Source organism: Streptomyces sp. CNT360 (assembly GCF_000424785.1).
Genome location: NZ_KE384243.1, coordinates 52778 through 72567, shown reverse-complemented (window position 1 = coordinate 72567; position 19790 = coordinate 52778). Strand labels below are relative to the sequence as shown.

The 19790-nt window shown below is 71.7% G+C and carries 13 protein-coding genes; 4 read left to right on the top strand and 9 right to left on the bottom strand.

Annotation, left to right across the window (positions count from 1 at the left end; translation table 11 throughout):
- Positions 1 to 129: 129 nt before the first annotated feature.
- The 3 genes from H297_RS38530 to H297_RS0126095 all read left to right on the top strand — a co-directional run bounded on the left by H297_RS38530 (position 130) and on the right by H297_RS0126095 (position 3329).
- Positions 130 to 1377: a ParA family protein gene (locus tag H297_RS38530; RefSeq protein WP_486589675.1), complete on the top strand. Its 1248-nt coding sequence runs from the start codon at positions 130 to 132 to the stop codon at positions 1375 to 1377.
- Complete coding sequence (locus H297_RS0126100; protein ID WP_037795498.1) at positions 1374 to 2564, top strand: ParB/RepB/Spo0J family partition protein; 1191 nt, start codon at positions 1374 to 1376, stop codon at positions 2562 to 2564. Before H297_RS38530 ends, H297_RS0126100 begins: the two co-directional genes overlap by 4 nt.
- A gap of 144 nt (positions 2565 to 2708) precedes the next feature.
- Positions 2709 to 3329 carry a GNAT family N-acetyltransferase gene (locus H297_RS0126095; RefSeq protein ID WP_027739448.1) on the top strand — a complete coding sequence of 207 codons (621 nt, stop codon included), beginning with the start codon at positions 2709 to 2711 and terminating at the stop codon, positions 3327 to 3329.
- A 124-nt stretch (positions 3330 to 3453) separates the two neighbouring features.
- Here H297_RS0126095 and trxA read toward each other — a convergent pair whose 3' ends face one another.
- The 7 genes from trxA to H297_RS0126060 all read right to left on the bottom strand — a co-directional run bounded on the left by trxA (position 3454) and on the right by H297_RS0126060 (position 14764).
- A complete protein-coding gene (gene trxA / locus H297_RS0126090; RefSeq protein WP_027739447.1) occupies positions 3454 to 3783 on the bottom strand; it encodes a thioredoxin in 330 nt (109 codons plus the stop codon).
- 77 nt (positions 3784 to 3860) lie between these two features.
- On the bottom strand, positions 3861 to 4847 hold the full coding sequence (trxB, locus tag H297_RS0126085) for a thioredoxin-disulfide reductase (protein WP_027739446.1): 987 nt from the start codon (positions 4845 to 4847) through the stop codon (positions 3861 to 3863).
- Between the two features lie 106 nt (positions 4848 to 4953).
- A complete protein-coding gene (locus tag H297_RS0126080) occupies positions 4954 to 6117 on the bottom strand; it encodes a hypothetical protein (RefSeq protein WP_027739445.1) in 1164 nt (387 codons plus the stop codon).
- Positions 6114 to 6839, bottom strand: a complete 726-nt coding sequence (gene sigM / locus H297_RS38525) for an RNA polymerase sigma factor SigM (protein WP_051352227.1) — start codon at positions 6837 to 6839, stop codon at positions 6114 to 6116. Before sigM ends, H297_RS0126080 begins: the two co-directional genes overlap by 4 nt.
- Before the next feature lie 406 nt (positions 6840 to 7245).
- On the bottom strand, positions 7246 to 9831 hold the full coding sequence (locus tag H297_RS44605; RefSeq protein WP_027739444.1) for a protein kinase family protein: 2586 nt from the start codon (positions 9829 to 9831) through the stop codon (positions 7246 to 7248).
- A 134-nt stretch (positions 9832 to 9965) separates the two neighbouring features.
- Positions 9966 to 12227, bottom strand: a complete 2262-nt coding sequence (gene murJ / locus H297_RS0126065) for a murein biosynthesis integral membrane protein MurJ (protein WP_027739443.1) — start codon at positions 12225 to 12227, stop codon at positions 9966 to 9968.
- A 38-nt stretch (positions 12228 to 12265) separates the two neighbouring features.
- The gene (locus H297_RS0126060) at positions 12266 to 14764 is read right to left on the bottom strand and encodes a DUF6049 family protein (RefSeq protein ID WP_027739442.1); all 2499 of its coding nucleotides are present in this window, start codon (positions 14762 to 14764) and stop codon (positions 12266 to 12268) included.
- 435 nt (positions 14765 to 15199) lie between these two features.
- On the opposite strand from H297_RS0126060, the gene H297_RS0126055 reads away from it, so the two are divergent.
- Positions 15200 to 16651 (top strand): CCA tRNA nucleotidyltransferase, encoded by a 1452-nt coding sequence (locus H297_RS0126055; protein ID WP_037795497.1) that lies wholly within the window; start codon positions 15200 to 15202, stop codon positions 16649 to 16651.
- A gap of 18 nt (positions 16652 to 16669) precedes the next feature.
- On the opposite strand, the gene H297_RS38520 is transcribed toward H297_RS0126055, so the two are convergent.
- Both H297_RS38520 and H297_RS0126045 read right to left on the bottom strand, forming a co-directional pair.
- Complete coding sequence (locus H297_RS38520; protein WP_051352226.1) at positions 16670 to 18034, bottom strand: MFS transporter; 1365 nt, start codon at positions 18032 to 18034, stop codon at positions 16670 to 16672.
- 193 nt (positions 18035 to 18227) lie between these two features.
- Positions 18228 to 19775, bottom strand: a complete 1548-nt coding sequence (locus H297_RS0126045; protein ID WP_027739440.1) for a glycosyltransferase 87 family protein — start codon at positions 19773 to 19775, stop codon at positions 18228 to 18230.
- Positions 19776 to 19790: the final 15 nt, after the last annotated feature.

Here is a 19790-nt window from a genome sequence, read left to right as displayed (position 1 = left end):
CACGGAATCATCAACCGAGGCCGCGCTGCCGCCAGTGCGCGCGGCCGGACCGCCCCGGCCCCACAGCCCCGCTCGGAGGTGGATTCGTCCACAACCGAGTGGGGCTCGCTGGTTCACGACACCGAAAGCATGGGAGGCTCTGTTCATAGCGAGCCTGATGGTGAGGAGAGTGAACCGTTGCGGTCCGACGCCAATATCGCGGGACCGATGGCCGACCCGGTCCCCGGTCCCCGGACAGAGCCAGGGGAAGCCAGCGCGGGTGGGGTCGCTCCCCGCGGTGACGCGGCACGTGAGACGCCACCGCCCATGGATGACACACCCATCGGTCGAGCCGCCCAGCAGGCGGTCGAAGCGATGAACCGCGCCGGCGAGGGGCTGCCGCGTCCGGCGCAGACCCGGGTCATGGTGGTGGCCAACCAGAAGGGCGGGGTCGGCAAGACGACGACGACCGTCAATCTTGCCGCCTCGCTGGCGCTGCACGGGGCACGTGTCCTGGTCGTCGATCTCGACCCGCAGGGCAATGCGTCGACGGCGTTGGGTGTGGACCACCATGCCGAAGTGCCCTCGATCTACGACGTCCTGGTGGAGAGCAAGCCGCTCTCGGAAGTCGTCCAGCCGGTACCGGACGTGGAGGGGCTCTTCTGCGCGCCGGCGACCATCGATCTCGCCGGTGCGGAGATCGAACTCGTGTCGCTGGTCGCGCGGGAGAGCCGCCTTCAGCGGGCCATCGAGGCCTACGAGCAGCCGCTGGACTACATCCTCATCGACTGCCCGCCCTCTCTCGGCCTGCTGACGGTGAACGCCCTGGTGGCCGGCGCGGAGGTGCTGATCCCCATCCAGTGCGAGTACTACGCACTGGAGGGCCTGGGCCAACTCCTGCGGAATGTCGAGCTGGTGAGGGGGCACCTCAACCCCCGCCTGCACATCTCGACGATCATTCTGACGATGTACGACGGCCGCACCCGGCTGGCCTCGCAGGTGGCGGAGGAGGTGCGCGGACACTTCGGCAAGGAGGTCCTGCGCACGAACATCCCTCGTTCGGTGCGGATTTCGGAGGCGCCGAGTTACGGGCAGACGGTTCTCACCTACGACCCGGGGTCCAGCGGTTCGCTCTCCTACCTGGAGGCGGCGCGCGAGATCGCCCTGCGCGACCCGAGCGTGGAACAGGCGCAGCAGACCCAGCAGACGCCGACGGCCCCACAGGTGGCGCCGCGTCAGCAGACGCAGCCTGCCGAGCCGATGCCGCCCGCGCAGCAGGCCCCGCCGATGGGGCAGGCAGCTCCGCCCCAGCAGGCGGTGCCGTTCCAGGCACATCAGCAGTCATCACAGACACCACAGCAGACGCAGCAGCACGGCAGCATGGCGGAGGGGCAGTGAGCGAGCGACGTAGGGGCCTGGGGCGGGGGCTCGGTGCGCTGATCCCGGCGGCTCCGGCAAGCACGGAGACCACCGAGTCCTCGGAGTCGGGGGCTGGGAAGACGCCGAGTGTCACGGGAGGCTCCACCTCTCCGACCTCTGTGCCTCTCCTGTCCCCGGATCAGGGGTCCCGTGGGGTGGCGGCTGCCAAGGTCGCCGCGCTCTCGCAGCGGGAGGGCGACGAGTCCGTTTCACGTGAACCCGTTTCACGTGAAACGGAAGCACCCCCGGGCGAGGACGCGGCGGAAGCGGAAACGGAAGCCGCTGCGGCCGGTGAGGCGGCGGGTGCCTTCTTCGCCGAGGTACCTCTCGACGCGATCACTCCGAACCCGCGTCAGCCGCGTGAGGTGTTCGACGAGGACGCTCTCTCCGAACTGGTCACCTCGATCAGGGAAGTCGGCCTCCTCCAGCCGGTGGTCGTCCGCGAACTGACAGCGGGCAGCTTCGAGCTCATCATGGGTGAGCGCCGCTGGCGGGCGTGCCGAGAGGCGGGGCTGGAGACCATCCCGGCCATCGTCCGGGCCACCGACGACGAGAAGCTCCTCCTCGACGCGCTCCTGGAGAACCTGCACCGCGCGCAGTTGAACCCGCTGGAAGAGGCGGCCGCCTACGACCAGTTGCTCAGGGACTTCGACTGCACCCACGACGAGCTGGCCGACCGGATCGGACGCTCCCGGCCGCAGGTGTCCAACACACTGCGGCTGCTGCGGCTGTCTCCCGCGGTGCAGCGGCGGGTGGCTGCCGGAGTGCTGTCGGCCGGGCACGCGCGGGCGCTGCTCTCCGTGGAGGACGGCGAGCAGCAGGACAAGCTCGCCCACCGCATCGTGGCCGAGGGGCTGTCGGTGCGGGCGGTCGAGGAGATCGTCACGCTCATGAACGGCACGCCCTCGGGCCGGACCAAGCCCAAGGGGCCGCGGGCCGGTGCCCGGGTCTCCCCCGCGCTCAACCAGCTGGCCGGGCGGCTCTCCGACCGCTTCGAGACCCGGGTCAAGGTCGACCTGGGGCAGAAGAAGGGCAAGATCGTCGTGGAGTTCGCCTCCATGGAGGACCTCGACCGGATCCTGGGGCAGTTCGCTCCCGGGGAGGGCCGGGTGCTCCAGCAGAACCTCGCCGACGGCGACGCCGAGCAGGACGACGAGCCCACATAGTCCGCGCCGGCCGGGTGACCCACCGGAAGCGCGAGGGATCACCGGAGGCCGGGCGGGACGGTGCCGGCGGCGTCCGGTCACCGCATCAGTCACAACAGCAGAAACCTCACGACGAGCTGTCGCCCCGTGGCTACGATGTCTGCCATGGGGCGACAGCTCGTTCCGCTTACGCTGGACAACCTCGCGGACCTGCCGGAGCGCTGCCGTGCCTGCGCCTTCTGGGAGCTGGGCCCGGTCAGTGACGAGGAGACGTCCAAGGCCGGGCGGCCGGACCGGGAGAAGGAGTCGTGGATCTCCGCCGTGCTGCTGGAGTGGGGATCCTGCGGCAGGGTCGTCTACGTCGACGACGTGCCGGTCGGCTATGTGCTGTACGCGCCGCCCGCGTACGTGCCCCGCTCGTTCGCCTTTCCCACCAGCCCCGTCTCGCCTGACGCCGTCCAGTTGATGACGGCGTTTCTGCTGCCGGAGTTCCGGGGGCAGGGCATCGGGCGGGTGATCGTGCAGACGGTGGCGAAGGACCTGCTGCGGCGCGGCTTCAAGGCGATAGAGGCGTTCGGGGACACGGAGTGGCGGGAGGCGGCCTGTCTGCTGCCCGCCGACCATCTGCTGGCCGTCGGCTTCAAGACCGTCCGCTCCCATCCGCGCTTTCCGCGGCTGCGTCTGGAGCTGCGGTCGACCGTGTCGTGGCGGCAGGACATGGAGCGGGCGCTGGACCAACTGCTGGGCAAGGTCCACAGCAAGGAACCTGCGCTGCGTCCGTTGTGAGGGCGGCTGAACTGCTGCGGGGAAACGCGCAGGGGCGCGGTTTCACGTGAAACCGCGCCCCTTTTGGCTGGCTCCGGGCGCCTGGTGGCTCCGTGGCGGAGCGGACCCGGCGGTGAGGCGGAGCTCAGGCGATGAAGTCGGCGAGATCCTTCTCGATGGCGGCCTTCGGCTTGGCGCCGACGATGGTCTTGACGACCTCGCCACCCTGGTAGACGTTCATGGTCGGGATCGACATGATGCCGTACTTCGCGGCGACGCCGGGGTTCTCGTCGATGTTGAGCTTCACAACGGTCAGCTTGTCGGCGTGCTCGTCTGCGATGGCCTCCAGGGAGGGGGCGATCTGACGGCACGGGCCGCACCAAGCCGCCCAGAAGTCGACCAGCACGGGCTTGTCGCTCTTGAGGACGACGTCGTCGAAGTCGGCGTCGGTCGCGGTCACGGTGGCACCGGCCATGGTGCTTCTCCTCATTCTCTGTTGACTGCGGGTCAGGTGGGAGCTGATGGGCGTAGGCGGGCGGCTGCCCGGGACAGTCAGACCGTGGCTGCGGTCTTCTCCGGCTCGGGCGTCTCCTCGGCGTCCACGTCGGTGAGCGCGGCGAGGAAGCGCTCGGCGTCCAACGCCGCGGAGCAGCCGGTGCCCGCCGCGGTGATGGCCTGCCGGTAGGTGTGGTCGACCACGTCGCCCGCCGCGAAGACGCCGGGCACGTTGGTGCGGGTCGAGGGGGCGTCCACCTTCAGGTAGCCGTCCTCGTCCAGGGTGAGCTCGTCCTTGAACAGCTCCACCCGCGGGTCGTGACCGATGGCGACGAACAGGCCCGTCACGTCCAGCTCGCGGGTCTCGCCGTTCTCGGTGTCGCGCAGCGTCAGGCCGGACAGCTTGCCGTCCTTGCTGTGGATCTCCGCCACCTCGCTGTTCCAGGCGAAGGAGATCTTCGGGTCGGCGAAGGCGCGCTCCTGCATCGCCTTGGAGGCGCGGAGCGTGTCGCGGCGGTGCACGACGGTGACCGAGGAGGCGAAGCGGGAGAGGAAGGTGGCCTCTTCCATCGCGGTGTCGCCGCCGCCGACCACGACGATGTCCTGCTCGCGGAAGAAGAAGCCGTCGCAGGTGGCGCAGTAGGAGACCCCGCGGCCGGAGAGCTCGTCCTCCTTCGGCAGGCCCAGCGTGCGGTGCTGCGAACCGGTGGCGACGATCACCGTACGGGCGCGGTGCACGGTGCCGGTGGAGTCCGTGACGGTCTTGACCGGGCCGGACAGCTCGACAGCCGTGACGTCGTCGGGGACCAGCTCGGCACCGAAGCGCTCGGCCTGGGCCCGCATGTTGTCCATGAGCTCGGGGCCCACGATGCCTTCCTGGAAGCCGGGGAAGTTCTCGACCTCGGTGGTGTTCATCAGGGCGCCGCCGGCGGTGACGGAGCCTTCGAACACCAACGGCTTCAGCGACGCGCGTGCGGTGTAGAGCGCAGCCGTGTATCCGGCCGGGCCCGAGCCGATGATGATGACGTTACGGACGTCGCTCACGGGAGTCTTCCTTGTCTGCCGACTGCTATCCGGGATCTTGTGCCGAGGCTTGCACCCCGTCCAACGGATCCTACGGGGCAGACATTCCCGTGCCCGCGTCCCCGGGTCACCCGCGCGGGTAGACCCCCTTGAACAGCACCTTTCCCGGCCCCGAGGGATCGGCATCGATGCACGAGGGGTCCACCAGGTAGGCGTCCACCTGGGCGGTGTCGCCGCCCTGGTGGGGGAGGACGACCAGGTAGCCGGAGCGGTGGGCGAAGGTGGCGTCGGGGTCGACGGCCAGCGGGGTCTCCGCGCGCCGGATGCCGTCGCGTACGCAGGAGGGCAGCGTCTGGCCGCCGGTCATGTCGTCCCGGAGCGTGTTCTCTCCCGTGCTGGGGCTGCGTTTCGTGTCGGGAGACGGGGTCCCGCTGGTCGTGGAGGGGCTGGGGGCACGGCGGCCGGGAGAGTGCGTCGGCTGCTCGGAGAGCAGGTGCTGGACATGCTTGCGCAGTTGCCGGTCCTCGCCGGTCTCCTCGGTGCCGCTGTGCGGGACGCGGGTCTCCGGTGTCCGCGACGGGGCGGTGGTCGTCGGGTGCTGCGCGCTCTTGGCGGTGTCCGAGGCGACCTCCCTGGAGTCGTCCCCGGAGAGCGCCTGGAACGTGATCCCGCCGAGGGCGAGTGCCGCGACGGATGCCACCGCGGCGAGAACGGCTCGCCTGCGGCGCCGACTGCGTCGGGACGCGGCGGATCCCCGTCCGGGCCCGGTTCCGCCGCCGGGCCCCCGGGGCCCGGTGCCTCCGGGGGCGTGACCGGGTGGGCGGTCACCGGAGCGCGGGCGGGGGGAGGCGGGCGTGTCCACCGGGTCGGCGTCCGCCGCGGAGCCCGCATCGGAGGGGGCTGCGGAAGAGGCGGAGGCCGTTTCACGTGAAACAGCCGTCGTGGTGGTGCGTCCCGTGGCGTCGGATGCGTCCGTGGAGGGCTCCCCCGGCGCGGTTTCACGTGAAACCGCCTCGTCTCCCTCCCGCGTCGTCGAGTCCAACAGTGCTTCCGCCGCGAGGGCGGCATCGATACGGCTCGCCACGTCTTCGGGCATCCGTACCGGGCCGGGGAGGGTACCGAGGGTTTCGCGGATCTCTTCCAGGGAGTTCCGTACTTCGGCACACAGCTCGCACTCCGCGAGGTGTTCGCGCACCGCCGGTTCCCGCTCGGCGGGCAGGACGCCCTCACCCAGCGCGGAGATCTCGGAGACGTCCGGGTGCTCGTCGTACGGGAAAGGGGTCGGTGTCATGCCTGTCCCCCTCCCTTCACTGCCCCGGAGCCGCTGGGGCCCTGCGTGGTGGCCCGCGGTGGCTTCCGCGGAGCCTCTCTCGGTGGTGGGACGGATGCCCCGCTCGTCGGGTTCCCTCCCTTGGTGCCGTTCGTGCCGTCCGTACCGTGCGCGGTGCTGCTGCTGTCGTCGTCACGGCCGCCGTCACCGCTCGGGCGCAAATGGGAGACGAGCGGCAGCAGGCGGGCCCGTCCCCGGGCACAGCGGCTCTTGACCGTGCCGACTGCCACGTCGAGTACATCGGCCGCCTCCGCGACGGGGTAACCCTGCATGTCCACCAGCACGAGCGCGGCGCGTTGCTCGGTCGGCAGCTCGGAGAGGGCGGCCATCAGTTGCTGGTGCACGTCTTCGCGCTCGACGGGGTCGGCGGCGGACTCCTCCGGCTCCAGCAGTTGCTCCAGGCGCTCGGTGTCGTCGGTCAGGGCCGCCCGGCGGGAGGCCGCCTTGCGGGCCCGGTCCAGGCAGGCGTTGACGGTGATGCGGTGCAGCCACGTGGTGACGGCGGACCGGCCGCGGAAGGTGTGCGCGGCGCGGTAGGCGGAGACCAGCGCGTCCTGCACGGCGTCGGCCGCCTCTTCCCGGTCGCCCAGTGTCCGCAGAGCCACGGCCCACAGCCGGTCGCGGTGGCGCCGGACGAGCTCACCGAACGCGTCCGGGTCGCCGGCCACGTGCTGATCGAGCAGCGTCTTGTCCCGCGCCTTCTCGTCGGCGTTCCGCTGCCTCGCCTCGGCGTCCCGATGTCCCGCGTCGCTCTCGTGCCCGGCCGTGGGGCCGTCCTGATGCTCGTCGGTGTCCCGCTGCGCTGCGGTGCCGTTCGGCTGCGCTGCGGTGCCGTTCGGCTGCGCTGGGGCGCTGTCCCGGTGTTCTTCGCCGTCCCGCCGCCTCGGGGGGTCGGCGTCCGCGCCGCTGTCGGGGTCCCTTTCCGTCCCGTCGGGCACGGCGGTCCCCTCGCGCGCCGGTCGGACCGCGCGCGATGGACGGCGCGTCGCGTCGTCGCTCGCCATCACCCCTCCCCTCGCCCTGCCGCGACCCGGCGGGAAGCGGCACCCGCGGCCTCGGCCGCGCCCGTCTCACGCACGGCGGACCCGCTCAGCTCAGGACCTGGGCCTCCGTGACGCGACCACGGTAGTTGCCGTCGTCGGAGAGTGGGAGCTTGGTGAGCCACACCAGTACGTAGCGGGTCTTGATCGGCTTCTTCGCCTTGAGGGTGAGGTGCTCCCCCGAACCGCTGGAGACCTTGCTGAAGCTGCCCAGGGAGGAGGGCATGCTCGTCACGTTGCGGGGCGTCGCCAGGAAGCTCGCCGACGTCTTGCCGATGAAGTCGACCTTGAGCCGGCTCACCTGCTGGACCTTGCCCAGATCCAGGACGAGGCCCGCGCCGGACTTGAGGTGGCCGAAGTCGGGGCGGCCGATGTAGTGGCTGGTGAGCCAGTAGGTTCCTGGCTTGCCGTCGATGGCGTCCCCGGCCTTCTCCGGGTTCTCGGAGCCGTCGCCCTGCGGGTCGAAGTCCTTGGCGTCCTCGATCTTGACGGGCTTGCCGGTCTGCCCCGACGCGTCGTTCGCGTGCACCTGCTTCGTGGACTTGCCGGCCGGGGGTTCGCCCTCCAGCAGCGCGTCGGCCACCTGCCAGCTTCCCAGTCCGAGCGCGGCGATCAGCAGCGCGGAGACGCCCCACTTGAGGGCCTTCCCGGTACGGCCGGGCAGGGCCGGCGGCGCCGGCTGCTCGACGCGGGGACCGTTCGGCGGCATCCCCGCGGCCGGACCCACGGCGCCGGGGGTGGCGTAGGCGCCCTGCTGATACGTCGTGCGCTGATAGGGCGGGGGCGGTGTGAAGGCCTGCTCCGGCGGACGGATGCGGGGCAGGGCCGCGACCGCCTTGGCCAGCTCCTCCGGTGTGGCGCAGGGCTGCTCCTGGCGGGAGGCGGTGGCCCCGTCGTTGACGAGGGCCCGCATGGCGAGGGTCGAGAGTCCCCGGTGGACGCCCGCACGCACCTGCTCGGGCGCGGCGAGGGTGCCCATGTCGAGCGAGCCGACGCCGGGCAGCCCGTGGGCGTCCTCCTCGTACGGCCACCGCTGGGTGAGCGCCGCATACAGCAGGGCGCCGATGGCTTCGGTGTCGTCGCGCTGCGGGTGCTCGCTGGTGACCCCGCGCAGCGCGGCGTTCACGGCGAGCCCCCTGATGCGGTACTGGCCCATGCCGGTGCGCAGCACACAGGTCGGGTTCAGGCGCAGGTGGGCGAGGCCCTCGCGGTGTGCGGCGGTCAGCGCCTGGGCGAGCTGGCTGACGAGCTGGTAGGCCTCGTGCGCCTCCAGGGGGCCGCCGGCGAGCAGCTCGCTGAGCGGTACGGCGTCGGGCAGCCACTCGTGGACGACGTAGACCAGATCGCCCTCCTCGACCGCATCGAGGACCTGGACGAACCGCGGATCGCCCAGGAGGGCCGCCGAGCGGGCGGCGGAGAGCACCTGACGGGCGCGCGCATGTCCGACGGGCAGCGCGTGGACGCCCACGGCGCGGCGCAGCTTCTCGTCGACGGCGCGCCAGCTGCTGAACCCGTCGAGGCGGGTGACGCACTCCTCCAGGCGGTAGCGGCGGGCGAGCTTGTGGCCGCTGTGCAGCTCGGGGACCCGCATCTCGACCGGCGCCTTGGCCGGCTCCGGCTCCTGAACGGATGCCTGCGCGGTCGCGCCCCCGCCGGACTGCCCCTCACCGGAATCCAGCGCGACCCCCTCGGCGCCCGCACCTGCCTCGGCGCCTTCGTCGCCTCCGACGGAAACCTCGGTGTCCGTACCGACTGCGGCCTCGGTGTCCACGTCGGCCCCGGCAAGAGCCTCGGTGTCTGCGTCGGCTGCGGTACGGGCCCCGGTGTCTGCGTCGGCCCCGGCAAGAGCCTGGGTGTCTGCGTCGGTACCGGCAAGAGCCTGGGTGCCTTCGTCGGTTGCGGCAGGGGCCTCGGTGTCTGCGTCGGCTGCGGCAGGGGCCCCGGCGTACGAGTCGGTAGCGGTACGGGCCGCGGCGTCCGTGTCGGCCCCGGCAAGAGGCTCGGTGTCCGCGTCGGTACCGGTGCGGGCTGTGGCGGGGTCGTGCGCAGCGGTGCGGGCGTCGGTGTCCTCGTCCGGCGCTGCGCCGGTCACGGCGTCGGAGCCGGGCCCGGGGCCGTCGGCCTCGGCATCGTCCTCGGAGGGGGTGCCGGGGCGGCGCCCGGCGCCGTCCTCAGAGGCAGGTTCGGGGGAGGCGCCGAGACCGTGACCGTCCTCGGCGTCGGAGCCGGTCTCGTCGCGCGCCGCATCGCCGGAAGTGCCGTCGGACGGCGCCTCGTCGGAACCGGAGGCAACCCGGCGGGCGGGGTCCGCGTCCTCGTTCCCGGCGGCCGTCTCCGTGACGGCCTCCCGTGTCGTGGCGTTGTCGTCGTCGGCCGCCGAATCCTTTTCCCGATCGGTGGTTCTTCCGGGTGGCGCGGTGTCGGTGCTGTCCGGCGCGGGCGCCGAGTCGGCGGCGGTGCCGGTGGGGGCGGCCGGGTGCTCCGTGGGAGCGGAAGGCCCGGCGCCGCGGCTGTGTCCGTTCGTCGCGTCCGTCGCACCGTCGCTCGTGGCCCCGTCCTGCCGGGCGGCCAGCGGTTTGCCGTTCTCACCGCTGGTCTCGGCCACGTCGACAGCGGCTGTGCTCCGTTCCGCCACCGTCGTTCCTGCCTCCCCATCCGTAGCGCCGCTTCCCTGGAAACGGCCGGAAACAATTGTGCCTACACCTCGCCGCTATGCACGACACGCGGGGGCGAATGATGGTTGTATGCGCCGGTTTCCTCGCCCGGATTTCATCGGCCGAGTCTGGCGCGCACCATCCCGAGCATCGCTGTCATCTCCTCGATCCGCATGCGCTTCGCCGCTAGGACGAAGACGGCGGCCAGAACGATCCCCCCGCCGACGAGTGCGGCGATGGAACCGAGGGTCCCGCTGCCCAGGACGTGGGTGATGCCCCAGGCCGCTGCGCCGGCCGTGATCGTCGCCGGGATGCTGGCCCCGCCGAGGCGGGCGTAGGTGCGTACGACGTGCCGTCCGTCGAGGTCGCCACCGAGCCGCTTGCGGAGCCTGCGCCAGGCGATGCCGACCCCGATTGCGTAGGCCAGCCCGTAGGAGGCGGCCATGCCGACGACCGCCCAGTCGGTCGGAAGGAACACGTAGCACAGCCCGCACGCCGCAGCGTTCACGGCGGCCACGATCACGGTGTTGAAGAAGGGGGTGCGTGTGTCCTCGTAGGCGTAGAAGGCGCGCAGCACGACGTACTGCACCGAGTAGGGGATCAGGCCGACGCCGAAGGCCATCAGCATGTAGCCGACGGAGCGAGCGGAGTCGACGCCGGAGGAGCCGTAGATCATCGTGCACATCGGGATGCCCAGGGCGAGGAAGCCGAAGGCGATGGGCACGATGGCGACCGCGGAGTTTCGCAGCCCCTGTGAGATGTCGTCGCGCACGGCACCGGTGTCGCCGTCGGCGGCGGAGCGGGAGAGCCTGGGCAGCAGCGCGGCCATCACGGAGACGGTGATGATCGACTGCGGCATCGACCAGATGAGCTGCGCGTTGCTGTAGGCGAGGTAGGAGCCGGAGTCGCCGCCCTTGGCGCCGACCGCGGTGGACAGGTTGGAGACGACCAGCACGCCCGCCTGGTTGGCCAGCACGAACAGGGTCGTCCACTTGGCCAGCCTGGCCGACTTGCCGAGCCCGTGTCCGCGCCAGTCGAACCGGGGCCGCACACGGAAGCCGACGGCCCGCAGGTAGGGGACCATCGCCAGGGCCTGGACGACGAGCCCGAGCAGGGTGCTCATGCCCAGCAGCCGGACGCCCTCGGGCGGGATGGTGGAGACGTTGAGGTGACTCTCCCCGGAGACGCCGTAGACACCGATGAACATGCCGATTCCGGCGATGATGACGACGTTGTTGAGGACGGGGGTCCACATCATGGCGCCGAAGCGCTCGCGCGCATTGAGGATCTGCCCCATCACCACGTGGATCCCCATGAAGAAGATGGACGGGACGCAGTAGCGGACGAACGCGACGGCCACGTCGTTGGCCTGCGGGTCTCTGGCGATGGGGTACGACATGACCCGCACCAGGAGGGGGGCGGCGAAGACGGCGAGGACGGCCAGCCCGCCGAGGATGACTGTGACGAGGGACAACAGCCGGTTGCCGAAGGCCTCGCCTCCGTCGCCGTCCTCTTTCATGGCCCGTACCAGCTGTGGGACGAAGACCGAGTTGAGGCCGCCGCCGACGGTGAGGATATAGATCATCGTCGGCAGGGTGATCGCGAGCTGGTAGGAGTCGCCCAGGAGGCCGACGCCGCCGAGCGCCGCGACGATCAGTGCGGACTTGATGAAGCCCGTCAGCCGGGAGACCATCGTGCCCGCCGCCATGATGGCGCTGGACTTGAGCAGGCCCCCGCCGCCGCCTGTGCTCTCGCCGGGCGGCGGGGCCTGTGGCTCCTTCCCGGGCGCGGGTGCGACGGTACCGAGGTTGACCGTCTGCGCCGACGGCTCCTCGGCGGCACCGGGCGCTCCGGGCTCGGGTGGGAACGGCTGCGGCGGCTGGGTGGGCTGCGGGTGGTACGCGGACTGCTGGTACTGGTGGGGCTGCCGCCCTTGCGGGGGGTGCTGTTGCTGGGACTGCTGCGGCTGCTGGGGCGGCTGCTGTCCTTGCTGGGGGTGCCGCCCCTGGGCGCGTCCCCGCTGGGGCGAGTGCGGGTGGCCCTGGTCGCGGTACAGGTGGGCGAAGGCGTCCCCCTGCTGGGGGGCCTGCGGTGCATGCGGGGTTCGCGGAGGCTGCTGCGGCTGCTGGAAGTCGTGCTGCGGAGAACGAGGAGGGGCACCGGACGGGGACTGCTCCCCCTGGTAGGCCTCCGCCTGATACGGCTGCTGCCCATGGGGGCCCTGCGCCGAGGAGCCGCTGTGGCCGTACGGGTCGGAGGCGTACGGGTCGGAGTCGTACGCATCCCCGGCGTACGGCTCCCGTGCGTACGGGTCCTCCGGCTGGCCAGAGCCCTCACCGGGGGTCCGGCCCCGGTCGCCGCCATACGGCGCGTTCATCGTCGCTACCTACCCCTGCCCCTGCTCGCCCGGATGCGTCAACGGTCCACTTTCTCACCCGCGGCCGGGGGGTTGTCGTTTTCGCGGACGGTGTCGTTGCCGTCGCCGTCCGCGTCCTCGGCGGGCCCGTCACCGCCCTCGGACGCCTCGTCGTCGCCCTGCGAGGCGCCGTTCTCGCCTTTTCCGGGGCCGTCCTCGCCCCCGTTTCCTGTGTCGTTTCCCGTGTCGTTTCCCGTGTCGTTTCCCGTGTCGTTTCCCGTGTCACTGCCCGGGTCCGGGCCCTCCACCGGGGCGTCCGGGTCGGGGGCGGGGCCGGAGCGCTTGCGCTGGGTGTACATCCGGATGCCCGCCAGCACGATCAGCAGCACGCCGCCCGCGATCACCAGCAGCACCGTGGAGGTGATGGAGGTCACGTTCACCTGGAACTTCATCGGCTTGCCGTAGCGCTCGCCGTCCTCCGTGTAGAGCTGGGCGTAGACGTAGGCACGGCCGTTGTTCTTGGCGGTGGTGTCGAACTTGAGGGACTGGGTGTGCTCGCCGTCGACCTTGACGCGCTTGGCATCCCCCACGTCGAGACCGACGCGGCTGGACCGCAGCTCCAGAACGAGCCCGTCCACGCCCTGCGCCAGGTTGTTCTGCACGGTGACGGGGATGGTGGCCTCGCGGCCGGAGAGGGTGATGTCCGACTTCTTGATGAGCTTGACCGCGCCCCGCAGCTCCAGCAGGTACCGCTCCACCGCGTCGCGGTAGCTGCGGGCGGTGTCCTCCCTGCCGCGCCAGGCGTTGGAGACCTCACGGTCTATGGCGGTGCTGAACGGGGGCATCACGCGCTCGGGGTCGCTGAGGACCGCCTTGAAGTCCTCCAGCCCGTCCTTGGTCTTGCGCACCTGCTCGAAGGAGGAGGCGGGCAGCTCGCTCTTCCGCAGCGACGAGGGGTACGACGACGGGGCGGGCATCCGGCGCTGGGCGCGCGGATCCGGCTGAGCCTTCGCCGCGTCCTCCAGGCCGGCCATCTGCGCCCAGCCGCTGTCCTCAAGGGCCGTGACGCCCCGTGCCATCGCCTGCGCCTGGGAGACGCTCGGCATCCGCTGCGGGGCGACGACGACGCTGCGGGTGCGCGACGGTGCCTGGTCCGCCAGCGCGAGGGACTGTGCCAGGAACTGCTGCACGGCACGCGAGGAGGCTCCGGCGCGGGACAGGTCCGACTGGAACGCGGTGGACATCCGCTCGTCGGCGACCAGGGCGGTGTTGCCGCTGCCGATCGGGCGCGCAGCCGTCGGGTTGTACGAGAGCCCCGCGTCCCTGACGCTGTCGCTGCGGGTGATCACGTTGTGGGCGCCCGCCGAGGTGGCCACGTCCACGACGGAGGAGTCCACAGCCCCCTCGTACGGCCAGGCGAAGTCCGTGTTCGGTTTCACGTGGAGCACGGTCCCCACGGTGCTCCTGCTGAGCGAGGTGGCCTGTCCCAGGGAGCTGAGCGCGCCGGGCACGTTCTTGCCGCGATGGGCGAGCGAGGCCAGATCCGGGTCGGCGAACGGGAGGGCGACGACCTCCTTGTCGTGGACCGCCTTCTGCAAGTCGTTCAGCCAGCTCTTGGCGTACTCCTGGCCCTTGCCGGGGACGGTGTCGTCCGGGTCGCCGCCGGACTTGTGGACGCGGTAGCGGCCCGCCATCATGTCGACGCTCGCCAGCAGGTCGGGGTCGATCACCCAGGTGACGTCGAGGTCCTTGCCCAGTTCCACCATCTGCTGGAGGCGTCCGCCGGGGGCCAGCTCCTTGGCCAGTGCATCGTCCCGGAAGACGGGGGTCTGCTGCTCGTCGGACTGGGTCCGCGCGGTCACGTGCGGCGTGGAGATCAGCGGCCACAGGTAGCTGACCCGGGTCTGGGGCCTGCCGCCCTTCTCCTGCCAGGGCAGAAAGGTGCGGCCGATGCCGAGGACCTGCGTGTAGGGGCGGGCGTGGGTCTGCCCGGTGAGGGAGATGCCGAGCTGGTGGACGCCGTCGGCCCCCAGGTGCAGATCGCTGACGGGGATCCTGAGCGTGAAGGCACGGGTGATGCCGGAGGCCAGCCCCGCCAGGCGCGCGTCGTGCCCGCCGGGGACCTCGGTGCCGTCCGCACCGGAGAGGTAGCCCTGGCGGCGGTCGGCCTGCTCGATGGCGCTGCGGGAGGTCAGTGTGGGACCGATGCGGGGGGTGACCTTCAGTCCGGTCAGCGTCGCGCTGCTGGTGTTGGTGACGGTGCCGCTGACGGTGAGGGTGTCGCCCTTCTCCGGAACCGAGGGGGTGACCTCGTCCAGGGAGATCCGGGCGCTGCGGGATCCGCTGGACTGCGGTGCCGCGGCCGCCGCGGGGGAGGCCGCCGCGGCGGAGGGGGCCGACGGTGCGGCTGCCGCGGGGGCGGCGGTCACCGGCAGGAGGGGGGCCGCCAGCACGGGAAGCGTGGCCAGCAGCGTCGCGGCCCGGCGCCGCCGGCGGTTCTTCCCCCTACGGGCAGGGGGAGCCTGACTCTCAGCCGCCTCGGCCACGCGCTCGTCCATCCCGTCGTCTGTCGTCGTCGGTCGCTTGGTGCTGGGTGGTGCTGGGTGGTGCAGGAACAGGTGCAGCAGTGGGTGGTGCAGTAGTGGGTCGTGCGTTCTGGATCCCTGATGGTAACGATGCCTCACGGGCGGAAGTGCCGCGCCGTCCACAACAAGATCATCAAGCTGCCTCCGCAGCCGGGTCGCCGCCGCTCGGCGAGCCGGGCGCCCGGCAACGTACCCTGTGCTGCTGTGCCGAACGCCATGAGTGACAGCCCCGACCAGCCTCCCGCCGCTTCCTCCGCTCCGTCCGCGTCCCCCGCGCAGTCCTCGGGGTCCTCGGGGTCCTCGAAGCCCGTGCAGCCCGTGCAGCCCGCGGAGACCGCCCCGGCGGGCCGCCCCGCGACGTCGCCCGGCCGCCCGTCGGCGGAGCCGAGTCCGGCAGGCGAGCGCGGAGTGAGCGAGCCGCAGGGAGCGGGCGAGTCGCTGAGCGAGGTGCAGCGCCGCGCGGTCAGCGAGCTGCTGCGCGTCTCCCCGGTGGCGGACGAGCTCGCGCGCCGCTTCCGGGACGCCGGCTTCCGCCTCGCCCTCGTCGGCGGTTCGGTGCGCGATGCGCTGCTGGGGCGGCTCGGCAACGACCTGGACTTCACCACGGACGCCCGGCCCGAGGACGTGCTCGCGCTGGTGCGGCCGTGGGCGGATGCCGTATGGGAGGTGGGGATCGCTTTCGGCACCGTAGGGATCAAGAAGTCGGACTTCCTACTCGAAGTGACGACGTATCGGTCGGAGATCTACGACCGCACGTCCCGCAAGCCCGAGGTCTCCTACGGCGACTCCATCGAGGAGGACCTCGTCCGCCGCGACTTCACGGTCAACGCGATGGCCGTCGAGCTCCCCGAGAAGCAGTTCGTGGACCCCCACGGCGGCTTGGAGGACCTCGCCGAGCGCCGGTTGCGGACCCCGGGAACGCCGCAGGCCTCCTTCTCGGACGATCCGCTGCGCATGATGCGGGCAGCCCGGTTCGCCGCCCAACTCGGCTTCGAGGTGGCGCCCGATGTCGTCGCCGCCATGACGGAGATGGCCGAGCGCATCGAGATCGTCTCCGCGGAGCGGGTGCGGGACGAGCTGAACAAGCTGCTGCTCGGCCGGTGGCCCCGCGAGGGGCTGCGGCTGCTGGTCGAGACGGGGCTGGCCGCGCGGGTGCTGCCGGAGCTGCCCGCGCTGCGGCTGGAGCGGGACGAGCACCACCGGCACAAGGACGTCTACGAGCACTCGCTGACGGTGCTGGACCAGGCGATCGACCTGGAGGAGGACGGTCCCGACCTGACGCTGCGGCTGGCCGCGTTGCTGCACGACATCGGCAAGCCCCGCACGCGCCGCTTCGAGAAGGACGGCCGGGTCTCCTTCCACCACCACGAGGTGGTGGGCGCCAAGATGACCAAGAAGCGGATGACCGCGCTCAAGTACCCGAGCGACATGATCAAGGACGTCTCGCGGCTGGTGGAGCTGCACCTGCGCTTCCACGGCTACGGCACCGGCGAGTGGACGGATTCGGCGGTGCGCCGCTACGTGCGGGACGCCGGGCCGCTCCTGGACCGGCTGCACAAGCTGACGCGGTCGGACTGCACGACCCGCAACAAGCGGAAGGCCCAGGCCCTCTCGCGGGCGTACGACGGGCTGGAGGAGCGCATCGCCCGGCTCCAGGAGCAGGAGGAGCTGGACGCCATCCGGCCCGATCTGGACGGCAACGAGATCATGCGCGAGCTCGGGGTGGTCCCGGGTCCCGTGGTGGGGCAGGCGTACAAGCACCTGCTGGAGCTGCGGCTGGAACACGGGCCGCTGGGTCACGACTCAGCGGTGGCCGAGCTCAGGAAGTGGTGGGACCAGCAGCAGGGGTCCGGTAGCTGAGTCCTGGGTCCCTGCGGATCAGACGGCCCCGGGCGACTCGGCGGACTCCGCGGTGTCGGCGGACTCCGCGGATTGCGTGCGCTCCGCGGAGGTCCCCGTCCCGGGTCGTGTTTCACGTGAAACCTGGAGCACGGCGAGTGCGAGGGCCGCGTACAGCACGGCCACCCCGCAGACGACCGTGGCGGAGCGTCCGTCGGGCGGCAGCAGCAGAGCTGCCACACCGGCGGCGCCCACGTAGGCGACGTTGTAGAGCATGTCGTAGAGGGAGAAGACCCGGCCGCGGAAGGCGTCGTCCACCGAGGTCTGCACCGCGGTGTCGGTGGCGATCTTCGCGGCCTGGGTGACGAGCCCCAGCACGAAGGCGGCGGCCAGTACCGGCCCCGGGGCGAAGGGAAGCCCCAACGCGGGTTCGAGTACCGCGGCGGCGCCCGCGCACAGCGCCATCCAGCCGAAGACCCCCCACCGTCCCACCGCCGCGGGGGTGATCACGGCGGCGGCGAAGAAGCCGAGCCCCGAGAGGCCGAGGGCGACGCCCAGCATTCCGAGGCCCCCCTCGGCGGAGCCGCTCTCGTTCCACGCGTACCGGCACAGCATCAGGACCGTCACGGTCAGGGCGCCGTAGCAGAAGCGCATCAAGGTGGCGGCGGTCAGGGCGTAGGCCGCGGTCCGGCGGGCGGCGAGGTGGCGGAGGCCGGCCAGCAGACCGCGGGCCGTACTGGCGACGGCGGCCACCACCCGGGGCTGTACCACGGTGGGGTCCGGGCCGAGGAGGGACTTGCCCATCCGCAGCGAGGCGAGCGCCCCCAGCAGGTACAGCGCCGCCCCGGTCAGCAGCACGAGGCTGTCGGCCTGCCGGCCGGTCGCCGGGGCGAGGGAGCGGACGACGAAGGCGACGCCGCCGCCCAGGGTTGCGGCAAGCGTGCCGGCGGTCGGGGAGAGGGAGTTGGCGAGGACGAGCCGCCGGTCGTCCACGACCCGGGGGAGCGCGGCGGAGAGTCCCGCCAGTACGAAGCGGTTGACGGCGGTGACCGTCAGCGCGGAGAGGAAGACCAGCCAGTCCGGTACCCCGCCCAGGACGAACGCCGCGGTCACGGTGGCGAGGGCAGTACGCAGGAGGTTGCCGAAGAAGAGGACCTGGCGCCGCCGCCAGCGGTCCAGCAGGACGCCCGCGAAAGGGCCGAGCAGGGAGTAGGGCAGCAGCAGCACTGCCATGGCGGAGGCGATCGCCGTGGGCGAGGCCTCCTTCTCGGGGGAGAAGACGACGTAGGCCGCCAGTGCGATCTGGTAGACGCCGTCGGCGAGCTGGGAGAGCAGCCGTACCGCCAACAGCCTTCGGAAGTCGGGGAAGCGGAGCAGGGTACGCAGATCGCGGGCGACGGGCATGGTCACAGCCTCACACAGTGGCCCCTGGGAGCGTCGGTTCCACGTGAAACACCGGCGGTTTCACGTGAAACATGGCTGCGGGTCCGCGGAACGGCGCGCGACACCCCCGCACCCCCGACCACGCACCCCGCACCCCGCACCACGCACCCCGCGCAACGGTCTTCATGGACCCGTCTGCGCGCACCGCGCCGGTTCACTGACGTGTTGCCGCGCCCCATCGCACGGTGCTCCGGGACAGCTGGTGGGCACCACTCGTGCTGCGACCGGCGGCTGCGGAGACGAGTGAGCCGAGGGTGAAGGCGTCGGGGGCGCGGTCCAGGACACCGCCGCCCGGGTCGTCGGAGCCGTCGTCCCGGCGTACCGGATCGTGCTCGGGCCGCAGGGCGTCGCGGACGATCATCACGCAGAGGTAGAGCGTCCCCAACAGGTGGGCCAGGATGACGAGTTGGTAGCCGTCCTCGGGTAGGCCCTGGCGTTTGTCGCCGCTCCCGGTGTAGGCGAGGTACAGCCAGATCCCCAGGAAGTAGACCACCTCGCAGCCCTGCCACAGGAGGAAGTCCCGCCACTTGGGGCGGGCGAGGGCCGCCAGGGGGATCAGCCACAGCACGTACTGCGGGGAGTAGACCTTGTTGGTGAGGACGAACAGTGCGATCACCAGGAAGGCGAGCTGGGCGAACCGGGGCCTCCTGGGGGCGCACAGTGCCAGTGCGGCGACGCCCGCACAGCCCAGCACCATCAGGACGACGGCGTAGACGTTGGCGTCCTCGAATGTCTGTCCGGTTCGCTGCTGGATGATCAGCCACAGTGACCCGAAGTCCACCGGGCGCTCCTGGCTGAAGGTGTAGAACTTCGCCCAGCCCGCCGGGGACATGACCAGCACCGGCACGTTCACCACCAGCCACGAGGCGGCGGCGCCCGCGGTGACCCGCCCGAAGGCGCCCCAGCGGCCCGCCCGCCAGCACAGCACCAGCAGCGGCCCCAGCAGAAGTGCGGGATACAGCTTCGCGGCCGTCGCCAGGCCGATCAGTACGCCGGCGGCCAGCGGGCGCGAGCGGGCCCACAGCAGCATGCCCGCGGCCGTCAGGGCGACGGCCAGCAGGTCCCAGTTGATCGTGGCGGTCAGTGCGAGTCCGGGCGCCAGGGCGACGAGCATGCCGTCCCAGGGGCGGTTGCGGTGGGTGCGGACCACGCACACGGCCAGGACCCCCGCGCAGACCGCGAGCAGCCCGGCGTTGATCAGCCAGTAGAGCTGCTCCTGTCCCACGAGCGAGTCCCCGCCGACCGTGAGAACGCTCGCGAACTGCATGAACGCGCCGGTCAGTACCGGGTATTCGAGGTACTCCATGCCACCGGACACGCGGTCGGGGATGCGGTCGAGGTAGGGGACGAGTCCGTCGGCGAAGCCGCGGCCGTTGTAGAGGTGCGGAATGTCGGAGTAGCAGGCGTGCACGTACTGCGCGGTCTGCCCGGAGAACCAGCCCCCGTCCGCGCAGGGCACCTTCTGCAGCATGCCGAGGACGAACATGCCCAGCGTGACGACGAGCACGGTGCGCAGCGGTGTCCACCACCCCGTGCCGTGGACGGCGCGCCGCCCCGCGCGGCCCCCGGCCACTTCGCTGGCGGCCGCCGCCACCTCGTCGTGGTCCGTGGGGCGTACGCCGGGTCCCTTCGCGAGGCGGGCGGGGGCGGGAGGTGGGGGTGGTTTCGGAGCGGGGTTCCGATCGGTGGGGGCGCTCGTCATGGCCACATCCTGCCG

Excerpts from the sequence above, each read along its gene's own strand:
- H297_RS38530 (WP_486589675.1), top strand. The coding sequence starts at position 130 with ATGGGAGGCTCTGTTCATAGCGAGCCTGATGGTGAGGAGAGTGAACCG.
- H297_RS0126095 (WP_027739448.1), top strand. The coding sequence starts at position 2,709 with ATGGGGCGACAGCTCGTTCCGCTTACGCTGGACAACCTCGCGGACCTG.
- trxA (WP_027739447.1), bottom strand. The coding sequence starts at position 3,783 with ATGGCCGGTGCCACCGTGACCGCGACCGACGCCGACTTCGACGACGTC.
- H297_RS0126080 (WP_027739445.1), bottom strand. The coding sequence starts at position 6,117 with ATGACACCGACCCCTTTCCCGTACGACGAGCACCCGGACGTCTCCGAG.
- murJ (WP_027739443.1), bottom strand. The coding sequence starts at position 12,227 with ATGAACGCGCCGTATGGCGGCGACCGGGGCCGGACCCCCGGTGAGGGC.
- H297_RS0126060 (WP_027739442.1), bottom strand. The coding sequence starts at position 14,764 with ATGGACGAGCGCGTGGCCGAGGCGGCTGAGAGTCAGGCTCCCCCTGCC.
- H297_RS38520 (WP_051352226.1), bottom strand. The coding sequence starts at position 18,034 with ATGCCCGTCGCCCGCGATCTGCGTACCCTGCTCCGCTTCCCCGACTTC.
- H297_RS0126045 (WP_027739440.1), bottom strand. The coding sequence starts at position 19,775 with ATGACGAGCGCCCCCACCGATCGGAACCCCGCTCCGAAACCACCCCCA.